Raw genomic sequence first — 17,597 nt, forward strand, 5'->3', positions numbered from 1 at the left:
TGCCAAGAGGGCAAGGGGCTTGCCCCCGCCCCCAGCCGTGGAACGCAGCGTCAATGACGCGAGGTCAGCCGGCCTCAGCCCTTTGGCGGGATGCGCAGCACCTGGCCTGGATAGATCTTGTCGGGATCCGAAAGCATGGGTCGATTTGCCTCGAAGATCGCGGAATAGGCATTTGCATTGCCGAGATATTTCTTGGCGATGGCAGAAAGCGTCTCGCCCTTGGCCACGGTGTGAAAGACGGGTTTTGCCGCAGCGGCAGCCGGGCTGGCCGCAGCGGCTGGTTGTGCCTTCGCCGCGTCGGCCCCGGCTGCCGAGGGCTGTGCCGGCGCCGGTTGCGCGGCCGGCGCCTCGGGCAGGTCTGCTTCGACCTTGGCGATGCCCTTGATGTTGCCCACGGCAAGGATCAGCTTTTCCATCGTTTCGCGATCGGCGCTTTTTGCCTCGACGATGACGGTGTCGCCGCGCAGGCGCAGGTGCACGTCTCCACTGTCCAGGCCAAGGCGTTTGACCTCTGCCTCAAGGGCGGCGACCTTGCGCTTGGTGTCGTCATCCATCTGCGGAGTGCCGGGCTGCGCCTGGGCCTCGGCTGCCTCGGCCTCGGAACCGAACAGCGATTTCCCCGCATCCTTCACGAAATCCCACAAAGCCATGGATTGTCCTTTCACATATGGCGTCCTGGCAGTGGAAACGCGCCGTTGGATGGCGAAGTTCCGCTGGAACGGCGGATCGCTAAAAGGCCTGACAATAGGGTGCTTCCCATGGGTGCCGGCCTGGCTTACGCACAATCCATGATTGAACGGACCGAGGGCGGCTGATGCGCAGTTATGGATTGATCGCGCTTGCGATCCTGGCACTGGCCGGATGCGATTCAGGGCAGGGGCAGATTATGCGGGCGGGCAGCAGCAGCAAATATCCCGATGTGCAGGCCACGGCACCGGGAAAGGCCGTCTGCTATGCGACCAGCGGTGCGGAAAACGCGGCGGCTGCGCAGGCGACCAATGCGGCCCGGCGCGCGCGGGGGCTGGCGCCTGTCACGCCCGACCCGACGCTGTCGCAGGCTGCGGCAAGCCATGCCTGCGACATGGCGGGCCGGGGCCTGATGGCCCATCACGGCAGCAAGACCACAGGCCCGGCGCAGCGGGTCAAATCACTGGGCTATCCCACCCGGCTGACAGCGGAAAATATCGCCGCAGGGCCGTTCGGGCTGAACCGGGTGCTGAATGAATGGAACCGGTCCTCGGGGCATCTGGACAATATCCGCATTCCGCAGGTGGAACAGGTCGGCATCGGCCGCGCGCTTGGTTCGGATGGCAAGACGATGTTCTGGGCGGCCGTCTATGCCGCGCCAAAACCCCGCTGAGCCGGGGGAGAGGCGTCGCCACCTTCTGCCGCGTCGCCGGTGAATTGCAGCCGCGCCAGCCGGGCGTAAAGCCCATCCTGCCGAACCAGATCGTCATGCCGCCCCTGCGCCACGATGCGGCCCTGATCGAAAACCACGGTGCGATCGGCATTCTTTACCGTCGCCAACCGATGCGCGATGACGATGGTGGTGCGTCCCTGTGCCAGCCGGGTGATCGCTTCCTGCACTGCGGCCTCGGATTGGGCGTCCAGCGCGCTTGTCGCCTCGTCCAGCAACAGGACCGGGGCATCGCGCAGGATGGCGCGGGCGATGGCGACGCGCTGGCGCTGGCCGCCCGACAGCATCACCCCGCGTTCGCCCAGCTGGCTGTCAAAGCCCTGCGGCAGGGCGGCGATGAAGTCATAGGCATTGGCGGCGCGGGCGGCGGCCTCGACCTCGGCATTGCTGGCCTCGGGGCGGCCAAAGCGGATATTCTCGCGGGCGGTGGTGGCAAAGATCACCGGGTCCTGCGGCACCAGCGCCATTGCCGCGCGAAAATCGGTACGGGCCATGTCCTTCAGGTCGATCCCGTCCAGCGTGACCCGGCCCTGATCAGGATCCCAGAAGCGCTGGATCATCTGGATCACGGTGGTCTTGCCGGCCCCTGACGGGCCGACCAGCGCCACGGTTTCGCCGGGCTGGATGGTCAGGCTGACATCCTCCAGCGCCGAGGTGTCGGGCCGCGAAGGATAGTGGAAGGTCACCCCATCCAGCGAAATGCGGCCCTTGACCGGACGAGGCAGGGGAAGGGGCTGGGCCGGGTCGTGGATATTGTCCTCGGCGGTCAGCAACTCGGTCAGCCGTTCTGTCGCGCCGGCGGCGCGCTGCAATTCGCCCCAGATCTCTGACAACGCGCCGGTCGAACTTGCCACGAGAATGGCGTAGATGACGAATTGCACCAGCTCGCCCGCGCTCATGATGCCAAGGCGCACGTCGCGGGCGCCGATCCACAGCACGCCCAGCACGCCCGCGAAGATCAGGAAAATGACGATGGTGGTCATTACCGCGCGGGTCCGCACGCGGGTCAGTGCGGTGTCGAAGCTGCGTTCTGTCACGCGGTCGAAATCGGCGGCGCTCGCCTTCTCGTGTGTATAGGATTGCACTGTCTGCGCCGCCAGCAGGTTTTCTGATGCCGAACCTGACGAGGCCGCGATCCAGTCCTGGTTTTCGCGCGACAGGCGCCGCAACCGACGACCCAGCACCACGATGGGGATGATGATCGCAGGCACGATCAGCAGGACCAGGCCGGTCAGCTTGGCCGATGTGAAGGCCAGCATCACCAGCCCCCCGATCAGGATCAGCATATTGCGCAGCGCGATCGACACGGACGAGCCGACAACCGATTGGATCAGCGTCGTATCGGTGGTGATGCGCGACAAGACCTCGCCCGTCATCAGCCGTTCATAGAAGCGCGGGCTGAGGGTGATGACGCGGCCAAACACGGCCTTGCGGATATCGGCCACCACGCGCTCGCCCAATCGGGTGACAAGGAAATAGCGCAGTCCGGTGCCAGCGGCCAGCAGCGCCACGATCAGCAGGGCCGCACCGAAATATTCGTCCAGCATTTGCGCGCCCAGGCCAAAGCCGTCGACGACGCGGCGCACGGCCAGGGGCAGGATCAGGCTGATCCCGGCGGTCAGCACCAGCGCGCCAAGCGCCAGCACAACCTGCGCCCGATAAGGCCAGACAAAGGGCACCAGCGCCCGCAGCGCCCCTACGCGGCGGGTGGTCGGGCGATCCTCGATCAGTGTCGTGCTGCGTGCCATCCGCTTCCCTTTGCCTGCGTTCTGATCCGGTTTAGGGGCGCATGCGCGCAGGGGCAAGCGGGGCTAAAGGCGCAAATTGCCGCGCACCAGCGCGTCGGCCAGCAGGTCCACGGCCGTTGCCAGTTTTTCGTCGATGATATGCAGGTATTGCGTCCAGTCGCTAAGCTTTTGCAGCGCCTCGTCCCCATCCGAGATACCGCGCAGCCCGATCAGCGGAATCCCAAAGCGTTGGGCGGCGCGCAGATGGGCGAATGTTTCCATATCCACCATATCCTCGGCGATGGCGTCATAGGCCGGGCCGCTGACGATATTGGCGCCGGTGGACAGGCTGGCCGTGGGGATGCCGGGGATGCGATGGGTCAGCGGCACCTGCTTGGGCAGGTCCAGCAGCGGTGTGCATCCGCGTTCGAAACCAAGCGGGCTGGCATCCATGTCGCGATAGGCCAGATGCGTCGCCTGATAGACCTCGGCCTGCACCAGCCGCCGCGATCCGGCCGAGCCAAGCGAGACAATCAGCGCTGGTCTGTGCACCATTGCCGTCAGGGTCGAAGCCAGCACCACCGCCGCCTCGACCGGGCCGATGCCGGTCATCAGGGGGGTGATGCGGGCTTGCAGATGGGGGCCGTATTCGGCCTGCGCGGCCATGACGAACAGGACCGGATGACCGGCGATGATGTCGCAGCTTGTCACCATTTCTGCCATCCCTTTTCGAAAACGACGCGCTCGCATTGTGCGAATGTGGCGAGGCGTGACAGTTGCGCCTCGATCCGCGCCAGCCGCGATTTGGCCGGGCGGATACCGGGTTCCAGCCACAGGCCCGCGACCGACAGCACGCCCTCGGCCCGGCGGGCGCGGGCGTCGATGCGGCCGATCAGGCGGTCATCCTCGATGATTGGAAAAACGTAATAGCCGAATTGCCGCTTGGGCTCGGGAACAAAGACCTCGATGCGGTAGTGGAAGCCGAACAGCCGTTCCGCACGGTTGCGGTCGCGCAAGGCCGGGTCAAAGGGCGAGAGGATGCGCAGCCCCTTGGGCGCGGGGGCGGCGTCGGTATCCAGATCGGCGCGGGCCAGCGCGCGGCGATGGCTGCCATCGGCGGACTCGATACGGACCGGCACGACCTCGCCCCGGTGCAGGGCGGCATCGGCCCAACGGGCGGCCTCGTCGGGGCGGAAGCGGCCCCAGAAGGCGGCAAGCTCGCCCGTGGTGGCAAAGCCAAGCCGGTCCAGCGCCGCGTTCATCGCCCAATCCAGCGCCTGATCGTCGGGCATTTCCGGGCCGGGCGGGTGGACACGCTCGGTCAGGTCGTAAAGCTTGGCAAAGCCCTCGCGCCGGGTGATCGACAATCGCCCGCTGCGCCACAGGAATTCCAGCGCGGCCTTGGAGGGATGCCATTCCCACCAGCCGCCCTTGCTGCGCGCCTCGTCCTTGCCGACATCGCCACTGCCGGCGGGGCCGTTATCGCGGATATGGGCGATCACCTCGTCCAACCGGTCCTGAAAATCGGGGCCGTGCCATTTGCGATAGCGGTCCAGAAGGCGGGGCGTGTCACGCCGGATGCTCCACCGCCAGAGCGGAAGGAAGGTTGAGGGGATGATCGCCGCGTCATGGGTCCAATGTTCGAACAGGGTGCGGTCGCGGTCCAGCATGCGGCGCAGCGCCTGTGGGCGATAGGCGCGGCGGCGTGACCACAGGATCATGTCATGGGCGCGGGCGACGGTGTTGATGCTGTCGACCTGCACGAAGCCCAGGGTTTCGATCAGCGCCAGCAGATCGGTCCGCGTGGCGGGGCCGGTGGGTGGGGCGGTCAGCGCGTGGCGATCAAGGAAAACGCGCCGGGCCGAGGGATTTTCGATCAGGCGCATGATTGGGTCCCTTTGGTGCGGGCCGCGGGACTCGAACCCGCACGGGCTTGCGCCCCAGGGATTTTAAGTCCCATGCGTCTACCATTCCGCCACGCCCGCGTCGGGTCTTGGCTATCTTGTGGGGGCGGTGGTGGCAAGGGGCGAGGGCACAGCGGGGGCTGTCTGCCCCCACACCCCCGAGGATATTTTCGCGAGAAAGAAACTCAGTAGCTGCGGGTCGGGCGGTCGAAGACCTTGCGGCCCATCAGGCTGCCGACCAGATCGACCATCAGTTTCGCGGTGCGGCCGCGGTCGTCGAGGAAGGGGTTCAGTTCCACCAGGTCCAGCGAGGTGACGAGGCCGGATTCGTGCAAGAGTTCCATGACCAGATGCGCCTCGCGGAAGGTGGTGCCGCCGGGGACGGTGGTGCCGACGGCGGGCGCGATCGAGGGGTCGAGGAAGTCCACGTCCAGTGACACATGCAGCAGGCCATCCGCCGCGCGGACGCGGTCGAGGAAGGCGCGCAGGGGGGCAACGATGCCCTGTTCGTCCAGCACGCGCATGTCGTTCACGGCGATCTCGGTTTCCTGCATCGCGGCATGTTCGGCAGGATCGACGCTGCGGATGCCGAACATGCAGATGTTTTCACCGGGGATCGGGGCCGGGAAGGGCGGGAAGGGATCAAAGCCAGAGCGGCCAGCGGCATAGGCCATGGGCGTGCCGTGGAGATTGCCCGAGGTTGTCGTCTCGACCGTATGGAAATCGCTGTGGGCGTCCAGCCAGATGACGAAAAGCGGGCGGTTCTGCGCGGCGGCATGGGCGGCGACGCCTGCCACCGTGCCAAGCGCCAGCGAGTGATCGCCGCCCATGAAGATCGGCATGCCCTGACGCAGCGCGTCCTGAGCGGCCAGCGAAAGGGCACGGGTCCAGGCCAGCGTTTCGGGCAGGTGATGGACCACGGCATTGGCGCAGGTTTCGCCTTGCAGCGTGTCCATGGCCACGTCGCCGCGATCCTCGACCGTGTGGCCAAGCTGGGACAGGGTACTGGCCAATCCCGCCACGCGATAGGCGGCGGGGCCCATCAGGCAGCCGGGGCGGCGTTGGCCTTCGTCGACGGGGGCGCCGATCAGGATGCAATGGGTCATCTGGGGCCTTTCAGTTACGATTGAGACCGAATTCGCCGGTCGACAGGCGAGCCTTCCAACTGCTGTCCAAGGCGATCAACGTTGCAGAGGGAAGGTCGGGCGAGGTTCTCTCAAGGATCGAAAAACGAAGCGTTTCAGGTATAACGCCGGTCAGGCCGAGATTTCCGCCGTGCCCATTCTGCGAGTAGTTTCGCCAACGGCCAAGCTTATTCTGTTCGCCGCCCGCGCTGCCGACATAACCCTTGCCGGTATCCCGGTCGAGAATGTGATAGACGCCGCGCCATTGTTGCAGGGCCTGCTTCCAGCTGTTTGGCAGCGTGCCGATTTCCTTCCAGTCCAGGGCCAGGACCGGCCAATCTGGCAGCGGCGGATCAATCTGCGCGTGGGGAAGGATAGAGGATATCTCGAAGGTATTGTTATGCGCCCAACGGTACCATGATAGCTCTTTCCCCGGCCAGCTTAGGATAAGCCGAAGGTCATATTCTGTCGGAAGATGCTGAAGGTCGAACTGCACCATGGTGTCGCGCCAGCCCTGGTTCGATTGCCCTAGCTGCAGCAATTCCTGTTGCAAGGGCAGTTGTTCGAGGTTCGGGCGCGACATCACCTTGTAGCCGGTGATCTGAAAGATGCCCAACAGCACAGCGGTTCCGGCGCTTTCCCCTGCGCAACTGACCAACCAGCCGGCCTTGCGCATGGCAGCTTCGGCCCTTGGGGATTGCAGACGCTGATACACGTCCAAAAGATCGGGGCGCGTTCGCACGAGGCCGGGAAAGACGCGCTTAAGTGTCGGTTCCCGCGGGCTGTGTCGCATGACGACAACCTTGGCAGGATCGATCTCCATCTCTGCCAAAAGGTGGTCGAGCGTCAGCTTCAACGCCGCGCGCCCTTGAAGCGGTCTTCCCATTCGGCGCGCTGGTCGTCGGTGATCTTGGCGAAAAGGTTGTCCGGAGTGGCGAAGGCATGGCCGGGTTTCAGCGCCATCATGGCCTGTTCCACGTCATCTGGCCAGCCGGTGTCGGTGTTCATGGCCTGCACCATCGCCTCTGCCGTAAAGGGGATGAAGGGGGCCGACAGGACCGCGTAGAGCCGGATCAGGTTCAGCCCGAGCCGGACCTGCATCGCGGCCTTTTCCGGGTCGGTCTTGAAGGTCGACCAGGGGGCGGCGGATTGCAGATATTCGTTGCCCAGCACCCAGATGGCGCGTAGTTCGGACGCGGATTTGCGCACCTCCATCGCGGCCATGAAACCTTCATAGGCGCGGATGCGGGTGGTCAGGGCCTCGATCAGGGCCAGTTCCTCGGCGCCGTAATCGCCACCTTCGGGGACCACTTCGCCGAATTTCGAGCGGCAGAACTTGGTGATGCGGCTGACGAAATTGCCCAGCACGTCGGCCAGATCCTTGTTCACCGATTGCTGGAAGTTTTCCCAGGTGAACTCGCTGTCACCGGATTCCGGGGCGTGTGACAGCAGCCACCAGCGCCAGTAATCGGCGGGCAGGATTTCCAGCGCGTGATCCATGAACACGCCACGCCCCTGCGAAGTCGAGAACTGGCCGCCGTCATAGGTGAGGTAGTTGAAGGACTTGATGTAATCGACCATCCGCCATGGCTCGGCCGAGCCGATCAGCGTTGCAGGGAAGCTAAGTGTATGGAAAGGAACGTTATCCTTTCCCATGAACTGGGTATAGGTCACGTCCTCGGCGCCCTCGTCCCGGCGCCACCAGCGGCGCCAGTCGGCGTCAGAGCGGCCATTGGCATCGGCCCATTCGGCGGTGGCGGCGATATATTCGATAGGCGCGTCGAACCAGACATAGAAGACCTTGCCTTCCATCCCCGGCCAGGGCTCGTCGCCGCGTTTCACCGGCACGCCCCAGTCGATGTCGCGGGTGATGCCGCGATCCTGCAAGCCATCGCCGTCATTCAGCCATTTCCGCGCGATCGAAGTCGTCAGGATCGGCCAGTCGGTCTTGCTGTCGATCCAGTCGCTGATCTCGCCCTTCAGTGCCGACTGGCGCAGATAGAGATGCTTGGTCTCGCGGATTTCAAGATTTGTGCTGCCGGAAATGGCGCTGCGCGGGTCGATCAGGTCGGTCGGGTCCAGAAGCTTGGTGCAATTCTCGCATTGATCGCCACGGGCCTTGTCATAGCCGCAATTGGGGCAGGTGCCCTCGATATAGCGGTCGGGCAGGAAGCGGCCGTCGTCGATCGAATAGACCTGCTTCTCGCTGACCTCGCGGATGAAGCCGTTATCGGCCAGCCGGCCCGCGAAGTGCTGGGTCAGCGTCCGATTGCGGTCGCTGGACGAGCGCCCGTAATGATCGAAGGAAAGACCAAAACCGCGCGCCAGCGCCGCCTGTTCGCCGTGCATCCGGGCACAGTAATCGGGCACTGTCTCGCCGGTCTTGGCGGCGGCCAGCTCGGCCGGCGTGCCATGTTCGTCGGTGGCGCAGATGAACATCACCTCGTGATTCCGCGCGCGCAGATAGCGGGCATAAAGGTCGGCGGGCAACTGGCTGCCGACAAGATTGCCCAGATGCTTGATGCCGTTGATATAGGGCAGGGCAGAGGTGATAAGATGGCGGGCCATGCGCGGGATATCCTTGATGCGGTCGGCGCCGTATGTAGCCGCCTTGGGGGGCAAGTTAAAGCCTGTGGATAGCTGATCGCGCTGCGGCGGATTTTGCTGCGCCCCGATCTGCGCAAGGTTGAAGTGCGGGTCGGCGGGCAAGGCCGGCTTGTCCGTATGCGAATGACCGGTGGCCCCGAACATGCGGAAAATGTCATGAATATGTCGCTTTACCTGCCGCAATGCGCGGGATATGCGGCCCGTGAAACGTTTTCTGAATTAAGAGGTTGCCATGTCGCAATTGCAGAACCATCAGGTTCGCTTTACCGGGGATGCCAAGACATATTTCGGCATCTGGATCGTCAATATCCTGCTGTCCATCGTGACCCTGGGTATCTATTCGGCCTGGGCCAAGGTGCGGACCAAGCGCTATTTCTCGCAGAATACGGTGATCGACGGCCGGCATTTCGACTATCACGCGACCGGCATGCAGATCCTGATCGGCCGCATTCTGGTCATTCTCGGGCTGATCGTCCTTTACATTCCGATCCTGAACCTGCTGGCCATTCTGGCGCTGCTGATCGCGCTGCCCTGGCTGTTGAACAGGTCCATCGCGTTCAATGCGCGCATGACCAGTTTTTCGGGCCTGCGTTTCGGCTTTGACGGCAGCTATGGCCGTTCGTTCCTGGTGTTCCTGCTGTATCCGATCCTGTCGATGCTGACGCTGTTCACCACCTATCCTTTCGTGGTCCGCGCGGTTCACCGCTATACCATCAGCGGGCATCGCTTTGGCACGGCGCGCTTTGGCTTTGACAGCCCGATCTGGCCGTTCTACCGCGCCATGCTGATCTCGATGGTCTGGGCCGTGGGCTTGCTGGTGGTGGGCTTCTTCCTGATCGGCGGGGTCGGCGTGTTCCAGGAACTTGCGATGGCCAGCCAGTATGGCGTCGAACCAGATCCGGCGCTGATCGTTCGCTTCATGATGATGTATGTGCTGTTCTTCGTGGCGATCCTGCCGGCGGCCTTCATCTATCAGGCCTATCTGCGTAATTCCGTGTACGAGAACATCACGCTTGAAGGCGGGCACCGGTTCCGTTCGACCGTGGTGCCGGCGCAGCTGGTCTGGGTGGCCCTCTCCAACGCGTTGGTTACGGTCGTCACGCTGGGGCTGATGTATCCCTGGGCCAAGGTGCGTATGGCGCGTTATCTGGCCGAGTCGACCGAGGTTCGTGCCGCTGGCCCGATCGACGCCTTTGTGGGCCAGGAAGAGGGCAAGGTCACCGCTTTGGGTGACGCCTATACCGATATCGAAGGGATCGACCTTGGGGTCGCCATCTGACATGGCGGGCAGCGCCCTGGGCCATGCCCATCCGGCGCTGTCATCGAAACGGATCGCCGCCCGGCTGGATTGGCGGGGCGGCGTGGTCTGGCTGCGCGATGCGGATGGCGCGGTGCTGGCCAGCGGGCCGGTCCAGCGGATCGAGCGGATGCCGGGCGGCCCGGCACAGGTGCATCTGCCCGATGGCTGGCTGTTTGAAACCGATGCCGATCTGAATGGGCTGCCCGGCGCGCGTCCCGATCGCTGGCTGTCGCGGCTGGAGGCATGGCATCCCCGACTGGCAGCCGTGGCACTGATCTGCCTGCTGGCGGCGGTGGCGCTGTGGCGTTGGGGGCTGGATCTGCTGGTGGCGCTGGCAATGGCGGTCACACCCGATGCGCCGGTGCGGGCGATGGATGGCGGCAATATGGTCATGATCGACCAGGTCCTTGCCGAGCAGACGCAACTGGATCTTGACCGGCAACTGCAGGTGCTGGCGATCTTTGACGGCCTGGTGCGGCACGCCCCGCCCGCCCCCTGGGGCGAGTATCGGCTGCTGTTTCGCGACATCCCTGCGATGGGGCCGAACGCCTTTGCCATGCCCGGCGGCACCATCGTCATTACCGATCAGCTGATCCAGCAATTCGAGGATGACGATGTCATTGCTGCGGTGCTGGGGCACGAGATTGCCCATGTCTCTGAACGTCATGTGCTGGCGCAGCTGTATCGGGCCGGCTCGATCTATCTGCTGGTGACGCTGATCGCCGGCGATCCCGGCCCGGTGCTGCAAGACTTTCTGCGCGAGGGGAATGCCCTTCTGGCCCTGTCCTATTCGCGCGGGCAAGAGGCCGAAGCCGACAGGCTGGGCGTGGCGACCGCCAATGCCGCCGGCCATGACGGCGCCGCACTGGCCGAGTTTTTCGACGCATTGCTGGACGAGATTGGCGAGGACGAACTGGGATGGCTGTCATCGCATCCCGCGCTTGCCGATCGCGCGGCGCAGATCCGGGGCATGGCCGGCGGGACGGATTGATACAGCCGGTTGTGCGGGGCGGGGGCTGCGGACGGCTCTTGCCTGCGGCAAAGGCGCGGTGCAGGCTCTGGCCATGATACCCGAATCCGATGTGACCTTCGCGGGCAGTTTTCTTGATCGCGCCGATCGGCTGCGTGCCGATCAGGCCGGGATGGCGGTGCGCATGGCCAACCCGGACAGCCGCGTTTCGCCCTTCTGGCGGGGCAAGCCGCTGTTTGACCTGACGCCAGACGGCCCGCGCCTGGCCTGGCTGTCTGCGGCCGAGCCGCTGGTGACGGGCTGTCCCGAGCCGATGGTTTTCATGGGGCTGGACGATGCCGGCATCGCGCATTTCGCCGCCGATGTGTCCCACATCGCCCCGCCCGACGAATCCCCCGCCGAATTTGTGGACAAGCGCACGCTGGATCTGTCCGAAACGCGCAAGTTCATCGACCTGCGCGCGATCATGGGCGAGATCGACCATCGCGACGCGGGCATTGCGGCGGCAGCCAAAGGGATATTCGAGTGGCGGCTGACCCATGGGTTCTGCGCCAATTGCGGCCAGCGCAACCGGGTCGGCCATGCCGGTTGGCGCTTTGACTGCCCCGCCTGCGGTCGGCAGCATTTCCCGCGCACCGATCCCGTGGTCATCATGCTGGTTCTGGATGGTGACCGGGTGCTGCTGGGCCGGCAATCCAATTGGCCCGAACGGATGTATTCGCTGCTGGCCGGCTTCATGGAGCCGGGCGAGACCGTCGAAGAGGCCGTGCGGCGCGAGGTTATGGAGGAAGCCGGGGTCAAGGTGGGCGAGGTGCGCTATGTCACCTCGCAGCCCTGGCCGTTTCCGGCCTCGCTGATGATCGGCTGCATGGGGCGGGCCGAGACCACGGAAATCAACCGCGATCCGGTCGAGCTGGAGGATGCGATCTGGGTCACCCGCGCCGAGATCGCAGCGGCGCTGGACGGCCGGAATGACAGGATCGCGCCGGCCCGCAAGGGGGCCGTCGCGCAGATCATCCTGAACGCCTGGGTTCAGGGCGTGTTGCCGGATTTTCCGGCCTGATCCGCCGTTCGTGCGCCCGCCGCCGTCAAACCGCGTGCCGGGCAAGGGCGTGGCGCAGCAGATCGGCCACATGCTCTGACAGGGGCAGAGGGTCGTGCAGCACGGTTTCGATGGGCCACCACGATGCGGCCAGCGCATCATCGCCGGCAACCGGCTCGCCCGAGACATAGTCGCACAGCACCCCCGCCAGCAGGAAATGGAATGACAGGCCGCCATCGCCATCGCGCAGGATCACGTCGATATTGTCCAGATACAGGCGCGGGGTGGCGATGACGCCGGTTTCCTCGCGCAGTTCGCGGGCTGCGGCCGCAAGGGCGGTCTCGCCCGGATCGACATGGCCGCCGGGAAACCCCCAAAGCCCGGCATCGGGTGGATTGCGGCGGCGAACCAGCAGGACATCGCCACCGCGCAGTGTTACCGCCAAGGCGGCCAGTCGCGGAAAGCCCGGCACCGGATCAGCCGTGCCCGATCAGCGGCGGCGATCCCGACGCGAGCTCATCGGCTGGAAGGCGACGCCGGTATGGGCTTCGCAATAGGGTTTTCCGGGTTGGCTGGGCAGCCCGCAGAACCAGAATTTCTCGGTCGCGGGGTCGCCAATGGGCCATTTGCAGGTGCGCTCGGTCAGTTCCATCAGCGACAGCTTGCGGGCCCGCTTCTCGATCTCGCGGACCGAAGCCAGTGCTTCCGGGCTGATCTCATTGGCCGATGGCTGCGGCGGCAGCGGCTGGCCGGCGGGCACGATCGGGCGCCGCGGGACCGGTGTGAAGGTGGGCTGGGGCGCGGGTTCTTCTTCCGCAGGCTCCGGGGCAGAGGGCTGAGGCTTCTCGGCCTTGGGTTCGGCCTTGGCCTCGACCTTCTTGGCGGGTTTCCTGGCAGGTTCGGGGGCTGCGACAGGTTCAGGGGCCGCGGCTTTCACCGGCGCGGCCTCGGCCTCGTCATTGCGGTTGGACAGACCAAGGCGATGGACCTTGCCGATCACCGCATTGCGGGTGACGCCGCCCAGTTCCTTGGCGATGGCGCTGGCCGACTGGCCCTCGCTCCACATGCGCTTCAGCGTCTCGACGCGCTCATCCGTCCAGGACATCGTTGCCTTTCCGGCAGGGCCCATCCCCGCCACATCTTGAAACCCGTGATTGACCCCGTCAGAAACGGGATGCCGAGAAATAGCCCTGCGGGGCGGCAAATTCAAGGACCGCAAGACATGTCGCATAGCAGAACCGATAAGGCGCAGGAACTGGGCGTTCGTCGCTTTGGCCGGGTGAACTGGCTGGGGATGCGGACGCTGGCCCGGCGCGAGATCATGCGCTTCATGGCGGTGTGGCAACAGACTGTCTTTGCGCCCCTGATGACGGCCGGGTTGTTCGTCACCGTCTTTGCGCTGGCCCTGGGACGCGAGGGGCAGGTGGTCATGGGCGTGCCCTACCTGGCCTTCATTGGGCCGGGCATCATGATGATGACGGTGATCCAGAACGCATTTGCCAATACCTCATCCTCGATCATCTCGGCCAAGATGCAGGGCAATATCGTCGATACGCTGATGCCGCCCTTATCGGCAGGCGAATTGCTGGCCGGATACCTGGCCGGCGCCGTGGCCCGCGCGGGGCTGGTGGCCGTGGTGATCGGCGCGGGGATGGCGCTGGTCCTGGGGCAGGGCGTGGCGCATCCGATCTGGGCTGTGGCCTTTATCCTGCTGGGGGCGCTGCTGATGGGGGGGCTGGGCATTCTGGCCGCGATCATGGCGCAGAAATTCGACCAGATGGCGGCGATCAACAATTTCATCATCACGCCGCTGAGCTTCCTGTCCGGCACCTTCTATTCGGTCGAGCAATTGCCCGAGCCCTTCCGCACCCTGTCGCACTGGAACCCGATCTTCTATCTGATCGACGGTGCCCGCTATGGTTTCGCAGGTGTCAGCGACGCGCCGCCCCTGCGCGGTCTGATCGTCTGTGCCGTGGTGGTGTGCCTGGTGCTGTTCACCGCCTGGCGCTGGTTGAAATCGGGCTATCGGATGAAACCGTGATTGCGTGGCTCGGCGATTGACGCTATGGCAAGCACATGATCGCACGGACCGCCAGTTTCGCCCGTCCCCGACGTTGAATTTCAACGTCCGATCCCGCCTGCCCTTACAATTCGTCTGTCTTTGAAGGAATCTGCCATGATTTCGCATGTCTTGCCGACCTATAACCGTTTCCCCATCGCCTTTGATCGCGGCGAGGGCAGCTGGGCCATCACCGCAGACGGCACGCGATATCTGGATCTGGGCGCGGGCATCGCGGTGAACGTGCTGGGCCACGCCAACCCCGATCTGGTTGCCACCCTGACCGAGCAGGCCGGGCGAATCTGGCATGTCTCTAACATCTACAACATCCCGCAACAGGAACATCTGGCCGATCTGCTGGTCGAACACAGCTTTGCCGATACCGTATTCTTCACCAATTCCGGCACCGAGGCGGCCGAACTGGCGATCAAGATGGCCCGCAAATACTGGGATCATGAAGGTCAGCCCGACCGGATCGAGATCCTGACCTTCGAGGGCGCCTTCCATGGCCGCTCGACCGGCGCCATCGCGGCTGCCGGCTCGGAAAAGATGGTCAAGGGTTTCGGCCCGCTGATGCCCGGCTTCCGGCAATTGCCCTTTGGCGACATGGCCGCATTGAAAGCGGCGATCAGCGACAAGACCTGCGCGGTGATGATAGAACCCATTCAGGGCGAAGGCGGCATCCGCCCCCTCACCGATGACGAACTGCGCGAGGTTCGCGGGCTTTGCGATCAGACCGGCGCGCTGCTGATCCTGGACGAGGTGCAATGCGGCATGGGCCGGACCGGCCGGCTGTTCGCGCATGAGTTTGCCGGTATCACGCCGGATATCATGATGGTCGCCAAGGGCATCGGCGGTGGCTTCCCTCTGGGCGCGGTGCTGGCCACCGAAAAGGCCGCCGCCGGCATGGTTGCGGGCACGCATGGCTCGACCTATGGCGGCAATCCCCTGGGTTGCGCGGTCGGGGCGAAGGTCATGCAGATCGTTTCGGACCCCGCCTTCCTGGCCGAGGTCAGTCGCAAGGCCGGTCTGTTTCGCCAGCGGCTTGAGGGGCTGGTCGCCGCCCATCCCGAGGTTTTTGAATCCGTGCGCGGACAGGGGCTGATGCTGGGGCTGAAATGCAAGGTTGCGCCGGGTGACATGGTCAAGGCTGGCCATGACCAGCATGTCCTGACGATTGCCGCCGCCGATAACACCCTGCGGCTTCTGCCGCCGCTGAATATCTCGGACGAGGATATCGCCGAGGCGGTGGCGCGGCTGGACCGCGCGGCGGGCAGTCTGGATGGCTGAATACGGGTTTCGGGCGCTGACGCCGGATGATCTGCCGATGCTGGCGGATTGGCTGCGCGCGCCCGAAATCAGCCGCTGGTGGCCCGATCCCGCGCACCAGATCGCCGGGATCGAAAAGGATCTGGGCGAACCAGCCATGTCGCAATTGATGGTCGTGGCGACGGGGTGGCCCATCGCCTTTGTCCAGCATTATCAGGCGCATCGCTGGAAGGCCCCGCATTTCGCCTCTCTGCCCGCAGGGACGGTCGCCATTGACGTGTTTTCAGCGCCGGATGCGATGGGGCAGGGCGGGGCATGGCTTGACGCGCTGGCGCTGCATCTGCTGAAAACGGCGCCCATGCTGGCGGTCGATCCCGCACCCGATAATACCCGCGCCATCCGCGCCTATGAAAAGGCCGGTTTCCGTGGCGACCTGGTCGCGCCGAATGAACACGGCGAAATGCTGCGGCTGATGACGCGGCGACGAACTGATTGACTTGACGGGCAGGCCCGGCGCGGGCTTGCTGGCACCGCTGCACGGGCAGCCATCGCAAAGCACGGAGAGAACGAGGCAATCCGATGCACGATCATGACAACGACCACGACCACGGCAGCGATCTGGACGAGATGACCGCGCGGGTCCGCGCGCTGGAAACGATTCTGACCCGCAAGGGGCTGGTCGATCCGGCGGCGGTGGATGCGATCATCGACACCTATCAGAACAAGGTCGGCCCAAGGAACGGCGCGGCCGTTGTCGCCCGCGCCTGGACGGATCCCGCCTTCGCCGACCACCTGCGCCGCGATGCCACGGCGGCCATCGCCCAGATGGGGTTCACCGGGCGGCAGGGCGAACATATGCAGGCGCTGTTCAACAGTGCCGACACGCATCACATGGTCGTCTGCACCCTGTGTTCCTGCTATCCTTGGACGGTGCTGGGCGTGCCTCCGGTCTGGTATAAGTCGCCGGCCTATCGGTCCCGTGCCGTGCGCGAACCCCGCGCCGTGCTGGCCGATTTCGGCGTCACCCTGCCAGCGGGCCAGGCCGTGAAGGTCTGGGATTCCACGGCTGAACTGCGCTATCTGGTCATCCCCCAACGCCCCGCCGGAACCGAGGGCTGGGACGCGGACCGCCTCGCCGCTCTCGTCACCCGTGACAGCATGATCGGCACCGGCCTGGCGCTGTCTGCCGAGCCACAGCCATGAACGGGCCGCATGATCTGGGCGGGGCCATGGGCTTTGGCGCCATCAACCCCGAAAAGAACGAGCCGGTCTTTCATGCCGAATGGGAGGGGCGCGCCCTTGGCGTAACCCTTGCCGCAGGCGCTTTGGGCGCCTGGAGCATCGACGAAAGCCGTCATGCGCGCGAATGCCTGCCCTGGCCGATCTATCTGGGGACCTCCTATTACGAGATCTGGATCAGGGCGCTGGAAAGCCTGTTGCTGCGCCACGGTTTCATCACCGGGACCGAGCTGAACAGCGGTACGGCTGAACCCGGCGCGGCCCATCCACGGCAGTTGACGGCAGATCGCGTTGCCTCTGCCCTGGCTCGCGGCGGCCCCTGTGACCGGGCGATCACCGCCGAACCTGCCTTCGCCATGGGCGACCGGGTGCGGCTGCAAAACCGCCACCCGCAAGGACATACCCGCATTCCCGGCTATGCGCGCGGCAAGCGGGGGCGGGTCATTGCCGTCCATGGCGGCTTCGTCCTGCCCGACAGCAGTGCCCATGGCGGCGGCGATGCGCCCGAGCGGCTTTATACCGTCGAATTTGACGGCAACGAGCTCTGGGGACCGCAGGCCGAACCCGGCACCCGCGTCACCATCGACGCCTGGGAGAGCTATCTTGACCGCGCCTGACCACCCCTTCGACGAACCCTGGCAGGCACAACTGTTCGCCCTGACCGTGGCCCTGAACGAGGCCGGCTGGCTGGACTGGCGCGACTGGACGGCTGCTTTCGGGCAAGCCCGTGCCGGCGAGGGCGATTATTACGCCGACTGGCTGGCAACCTTGCAGACGCTGCTGGCCGAACGCGGTGTCGCGGATGCCGCCGCGATCGCGGCCATGTCGGCCGCCTGGCAGCGCGCCGCCCGCGCCACGCCACACGGCCAGCCCATCGCACTGGAGAACGACCCGCACCGCGACACCCGCCTGCGATGACGCTTTCTTCTTCATGAAAAT

At 65.0% G+C, this 17,597-nt stretch carries 19 protein-coding genes and 1 tRNA gene; 10 read left to right on the forward strand and 10 right to left on the reverse strand.

Annotated features, from left to right (window positions below; all coding sequences use genetic code 11):
- Window positions 1-74: 74 nt before the first annotated feature.
- Complete coding sequence (gene lysM, locus FNJ84_RS08155) at window positions 75-650, reverse strand: peptidoglycan-binding protein LysM (RefSeq protein ID WP_143792557.1); 576 nt, start codon at window positions 648-650, stop codon at window positions 75-77.
- A gap of 164 nt (window positions 651-814) precedes the next feature.
- Between lysM and FNJ84_RS08160 the strand changes: the two genes are divergently transcribed.
- Window positions 815-1,360: a CAP domain-containing protein gene (locus FNJ84_RS08160; protein ID WP_255471104.1), complete on the forward strand. Its 546-nt coding sequence runs from the start codon at window positions 815-817 to the stop codon at window positions 1,358-1,360.
- Here FNJ84_RS08160 and FNJ84_RS08165 read toward each other — a convergent pair.
- From FNJ84_RS08165 to metG, 7 genes are all read right to left on the reverse strand, one after another.
- Window positions 1,336-3,165 carry an ABC transporter transmembrane domain-containing protein gene (locus tag FNJ84_RS08165; protein ID WP_143792558.1) on the reverse strand — a complete coding sequence of 610 codons (1,830 nt, stop codon included), beginning with the start codon at window positions 3,163-3,165 and terminating at the stop codon, window positions 1,336-1,338. The genes FNJ84_RS08160 and FNJ84_RS08165 overlap by 25 nt on opposite strands.
- 63 nt (window positions 3,166-3,228) lie before the next feature.
- Window positions 3,229-3,858 (reverse strand): 5'-methylthioadenosine/S-adenosylhomocysteine nucleosidase, encoded by a 630-nt coding sequence (locus tag FNJ84_RS08170; protein ID WP_221931945.1) that lies wholly within the window; start codon window positions 3,856-3,858, stop codon window positions 3,229-3,231.
- Complete coding sequence (locus FNJ84_RS08175; RefSeq protein ID WP_143792560.1) at window positions 3,852-5,030, reverse strand: winged helix-turn-helix domain-containing protein; 1,179 nt, start codon at window positions 5,028-5,030, stop codon at window positions 3,852-3,854. The genes FNJ84_RS08170 and FNJ84_RS08175 overlap by 7 nt, the downstream gene beginning before the upstream one ends.
- A gap of 13 nt (window positions 5,031-5,043) precedes the next feature.
- Window positions 5,044-5,129, reverse strand: a tRNA-Leu gene (locus FNJ84_RS08180).
- A gap of 104 nt (window positions 5,130-5,233) precedes the next feature.
- Window positions 5,234-6,154 carry an arginase gene (rocF, locus tag FNJ84_RS08185; RefSeq protein WP_143792561.1) on the reverse strand — a complete coding sequence of 307 codons (921 nt, stop codon included), beginning with the start codon at window positions 6,152-6,154 and terminating at the stop codon, window positions 5,234-5,236.
- A 10-nt stretch (window positions 6,155-6,164) separates the two neighbouring features.
- A complete protein-coding gene (locus FNJ84_RS08190) occupies window positions 6,165-7,028 on the reverse strand; it encodes a GIY-YIG nuclease family protein (protein ID WP_143792562.1) in 864 nt (287 codons plus the stop codon).
- Entirely contained in the window at window positions 7,025-8,740 is a 1,716-nt protein-coding gene (metG, locus tag FNJ84_RS08195; protein ID WP_185968456.1) for a methionine--tRNA ligase, read from the reverse strand. The genes FNJ84_RS08190 and metG overlap by 4 nt, the downstream gene beginning before the upstream one ends.
- Window positions 8,741-9,011: 271 nt before the next feature.
- Between metG and FNJ84_RS08200 the strand changes: the two genes are divergently transcribed.
- The 3 genes from FNJ84_RS08200 (at window position 9,012) to nudC (ending at window position 12,112) form a co-directional block, all read left to right on the forward strand.
- Window positions 9,012-10,058: a YjgN family protein gene (locus FNJ84_RS08200; RefSeq protein WP_143792563.1), complete on the forward strand. Its 1,047-nt coding sequence runs from the start codon at window positions 9,012-9,014 to the stop codon at window positions 10,056-10,058.
- Window positions 10,042-11,070, forward strand: coding sequence for a M48 family metallopeptidase (locus FNJ84_RS08205; protein ID WP_143792564.1), 1,029 nt, complete (start codon window positions 10,042-10,044; stop codon window positions 11,068-11,070). The genes FNJ84_RS08200 and FNJ84_RS08205 overlap by 17 nt, the downstream gene beginning before the upstream one ends.
- A gap of 73 nt (window positions 11,071-11,143) precedes the next feature.
- The gene (gene nudC / locus FNJ84_RS08210) at window positions 11,144-12,112 is read left to right on the forward strand and encodes an NAD(+) diphosphatase (RefSeq protein WP_143792565.1); all 969 of its coding nucleotides are present in this window, start codon (window positions 11,144-11,146) and stop codon (window positions 12,110-12,112) included.
- 25 nt (window positions 12,113-12,137) lie between these two features.
- Here the strand turns inward: nudC and FNJ84_RS08215 are convergent, their stop codons facing one another.
- Complete coding sequence (locus tag FNJ84_RS08215; protein ID WP_370454586.1) at window positions 12,138-12,536, reverse strand: NUDIX hydrolase; 399 nt, start codon at window positions 12,534-12,536, stop codon at window positions 12,138-12,140.
- Between the two features lie 45 nt (window positions 12,537-12,581).
- Window positions 12,582-13,196 (reverse strand): GcrA family cell cycle regulator, encoded by a 615-nt coding sequence (locus tag FNJ84_RS08220; RefSeq protein WP_143792567.1) that lies wholly within the window; start codon window positions 13,194-13,196, stop codon window positions 12,582-12,584.
- Between the two features lie 117 nt (window positions 13,197-13,313).
- Here FNJ84_RS08220 and FNJ84_RS08225 point away from each other — a divergent pair, with 117 nt between their 5' ends.
- The 6 genes from FNJ84_RS08225 to FNJ84_RS08250 all read left to right on the forward strand — a co-directional run bounded on the left by FNJ84_RS08225 (window position 13,314) and on the right by FNJ84_RS08250 (window position 17,576).
- Window positions 13,314-14,132 (forward strand): ABC transporter permease, encoded by an 819-nt coding sequence (locus FNJ84_RS08225; protein ID WP_143792568.1) that lies wholly within the window; start codon window positions 13,314-13,316, stop codon window positions 14,130-14,132.
- A gap of 135 nt (window positions 14,133-14,267) precedes the next feature.
- The gene (locus tag FNJ84_RS08230; RefSeq protein WP_143792569.1) at window positions 14,268-15,440 is read left to right on the forward strand and encodes an aspartate aminotransferase family protein; all 1,173 of its coding nucleotides are present in this window, start codon (window positions 14,268-14,270) and stop codon (window positions 15,438-15,440) included.
- Entirely contained in the window at window positions 15,433-15,915 is a 483-nt protein-coding gene (locus FNJ84_RS08235; RefSeq protein WP_143792570.1) for a GNAT family N-acetyltransferase, read from the forward strand. Before FNJ84_RS08230 ends, FNJ84_RS08235 begins: the two co-directional genes overlap by 8 nt.
- 83 nt (window positions 15,916-15,998) lie before the next feature.
- Window positions 15,999-16,622 carry a nitrile hydratase subunit alpha gene (gene nthA, locus FNJ84_RS08240; protein WP_143792571.1) on the forward strand — a complete coding sequence of 208 codons (624 nt, stop codon included), beginning with the start codon at window positions 15,999-16,001 and terminating at the stop codon, window positions 16,620-16,622.
- Window positions 16,619-17,275 (forward strand): nitrile hydratase subunit beta, encoded by a 657-nt coding sequence (gene nthB / locus FNJ84_RS08245; RefSeq protein ID WP_143792572.1) that lies wholly within the window; start codon window positions 16,619-16,621, stop codon window positions 17,273-17,275. Before nthA ends, nthB begins: the two co-directional genes overlap by 4 nt.
- Window positions 17,262-17,576 (forward strand): nitrile hydratase accessory protein, encoded by a 315-nt coding sequence (locus tag FNJ84_RS08250; protein WP_255471107.1) that lies wholly within the window; start codon window positions 17,262-17,264, stop codon window positions 17,574-17,576. The genes nthB and FNJ84_RS08250 overlap by 14 nt, the downstream gene beginning before the upstream one ends.
- Window positions 17,577-17,597 lie beyond the last annotated feature (21 nt).

Origin of the sequence: Paracoccus sp. M683 (assembly GCF_007096355.1) — a bacterium.
Taxonomy (GTDB): domain Bacteria; phylum Pseudomonadota; class Alphaproteobacteria; order Rhodobacterales; family Rhodobacteraceae; genus Paracoccus.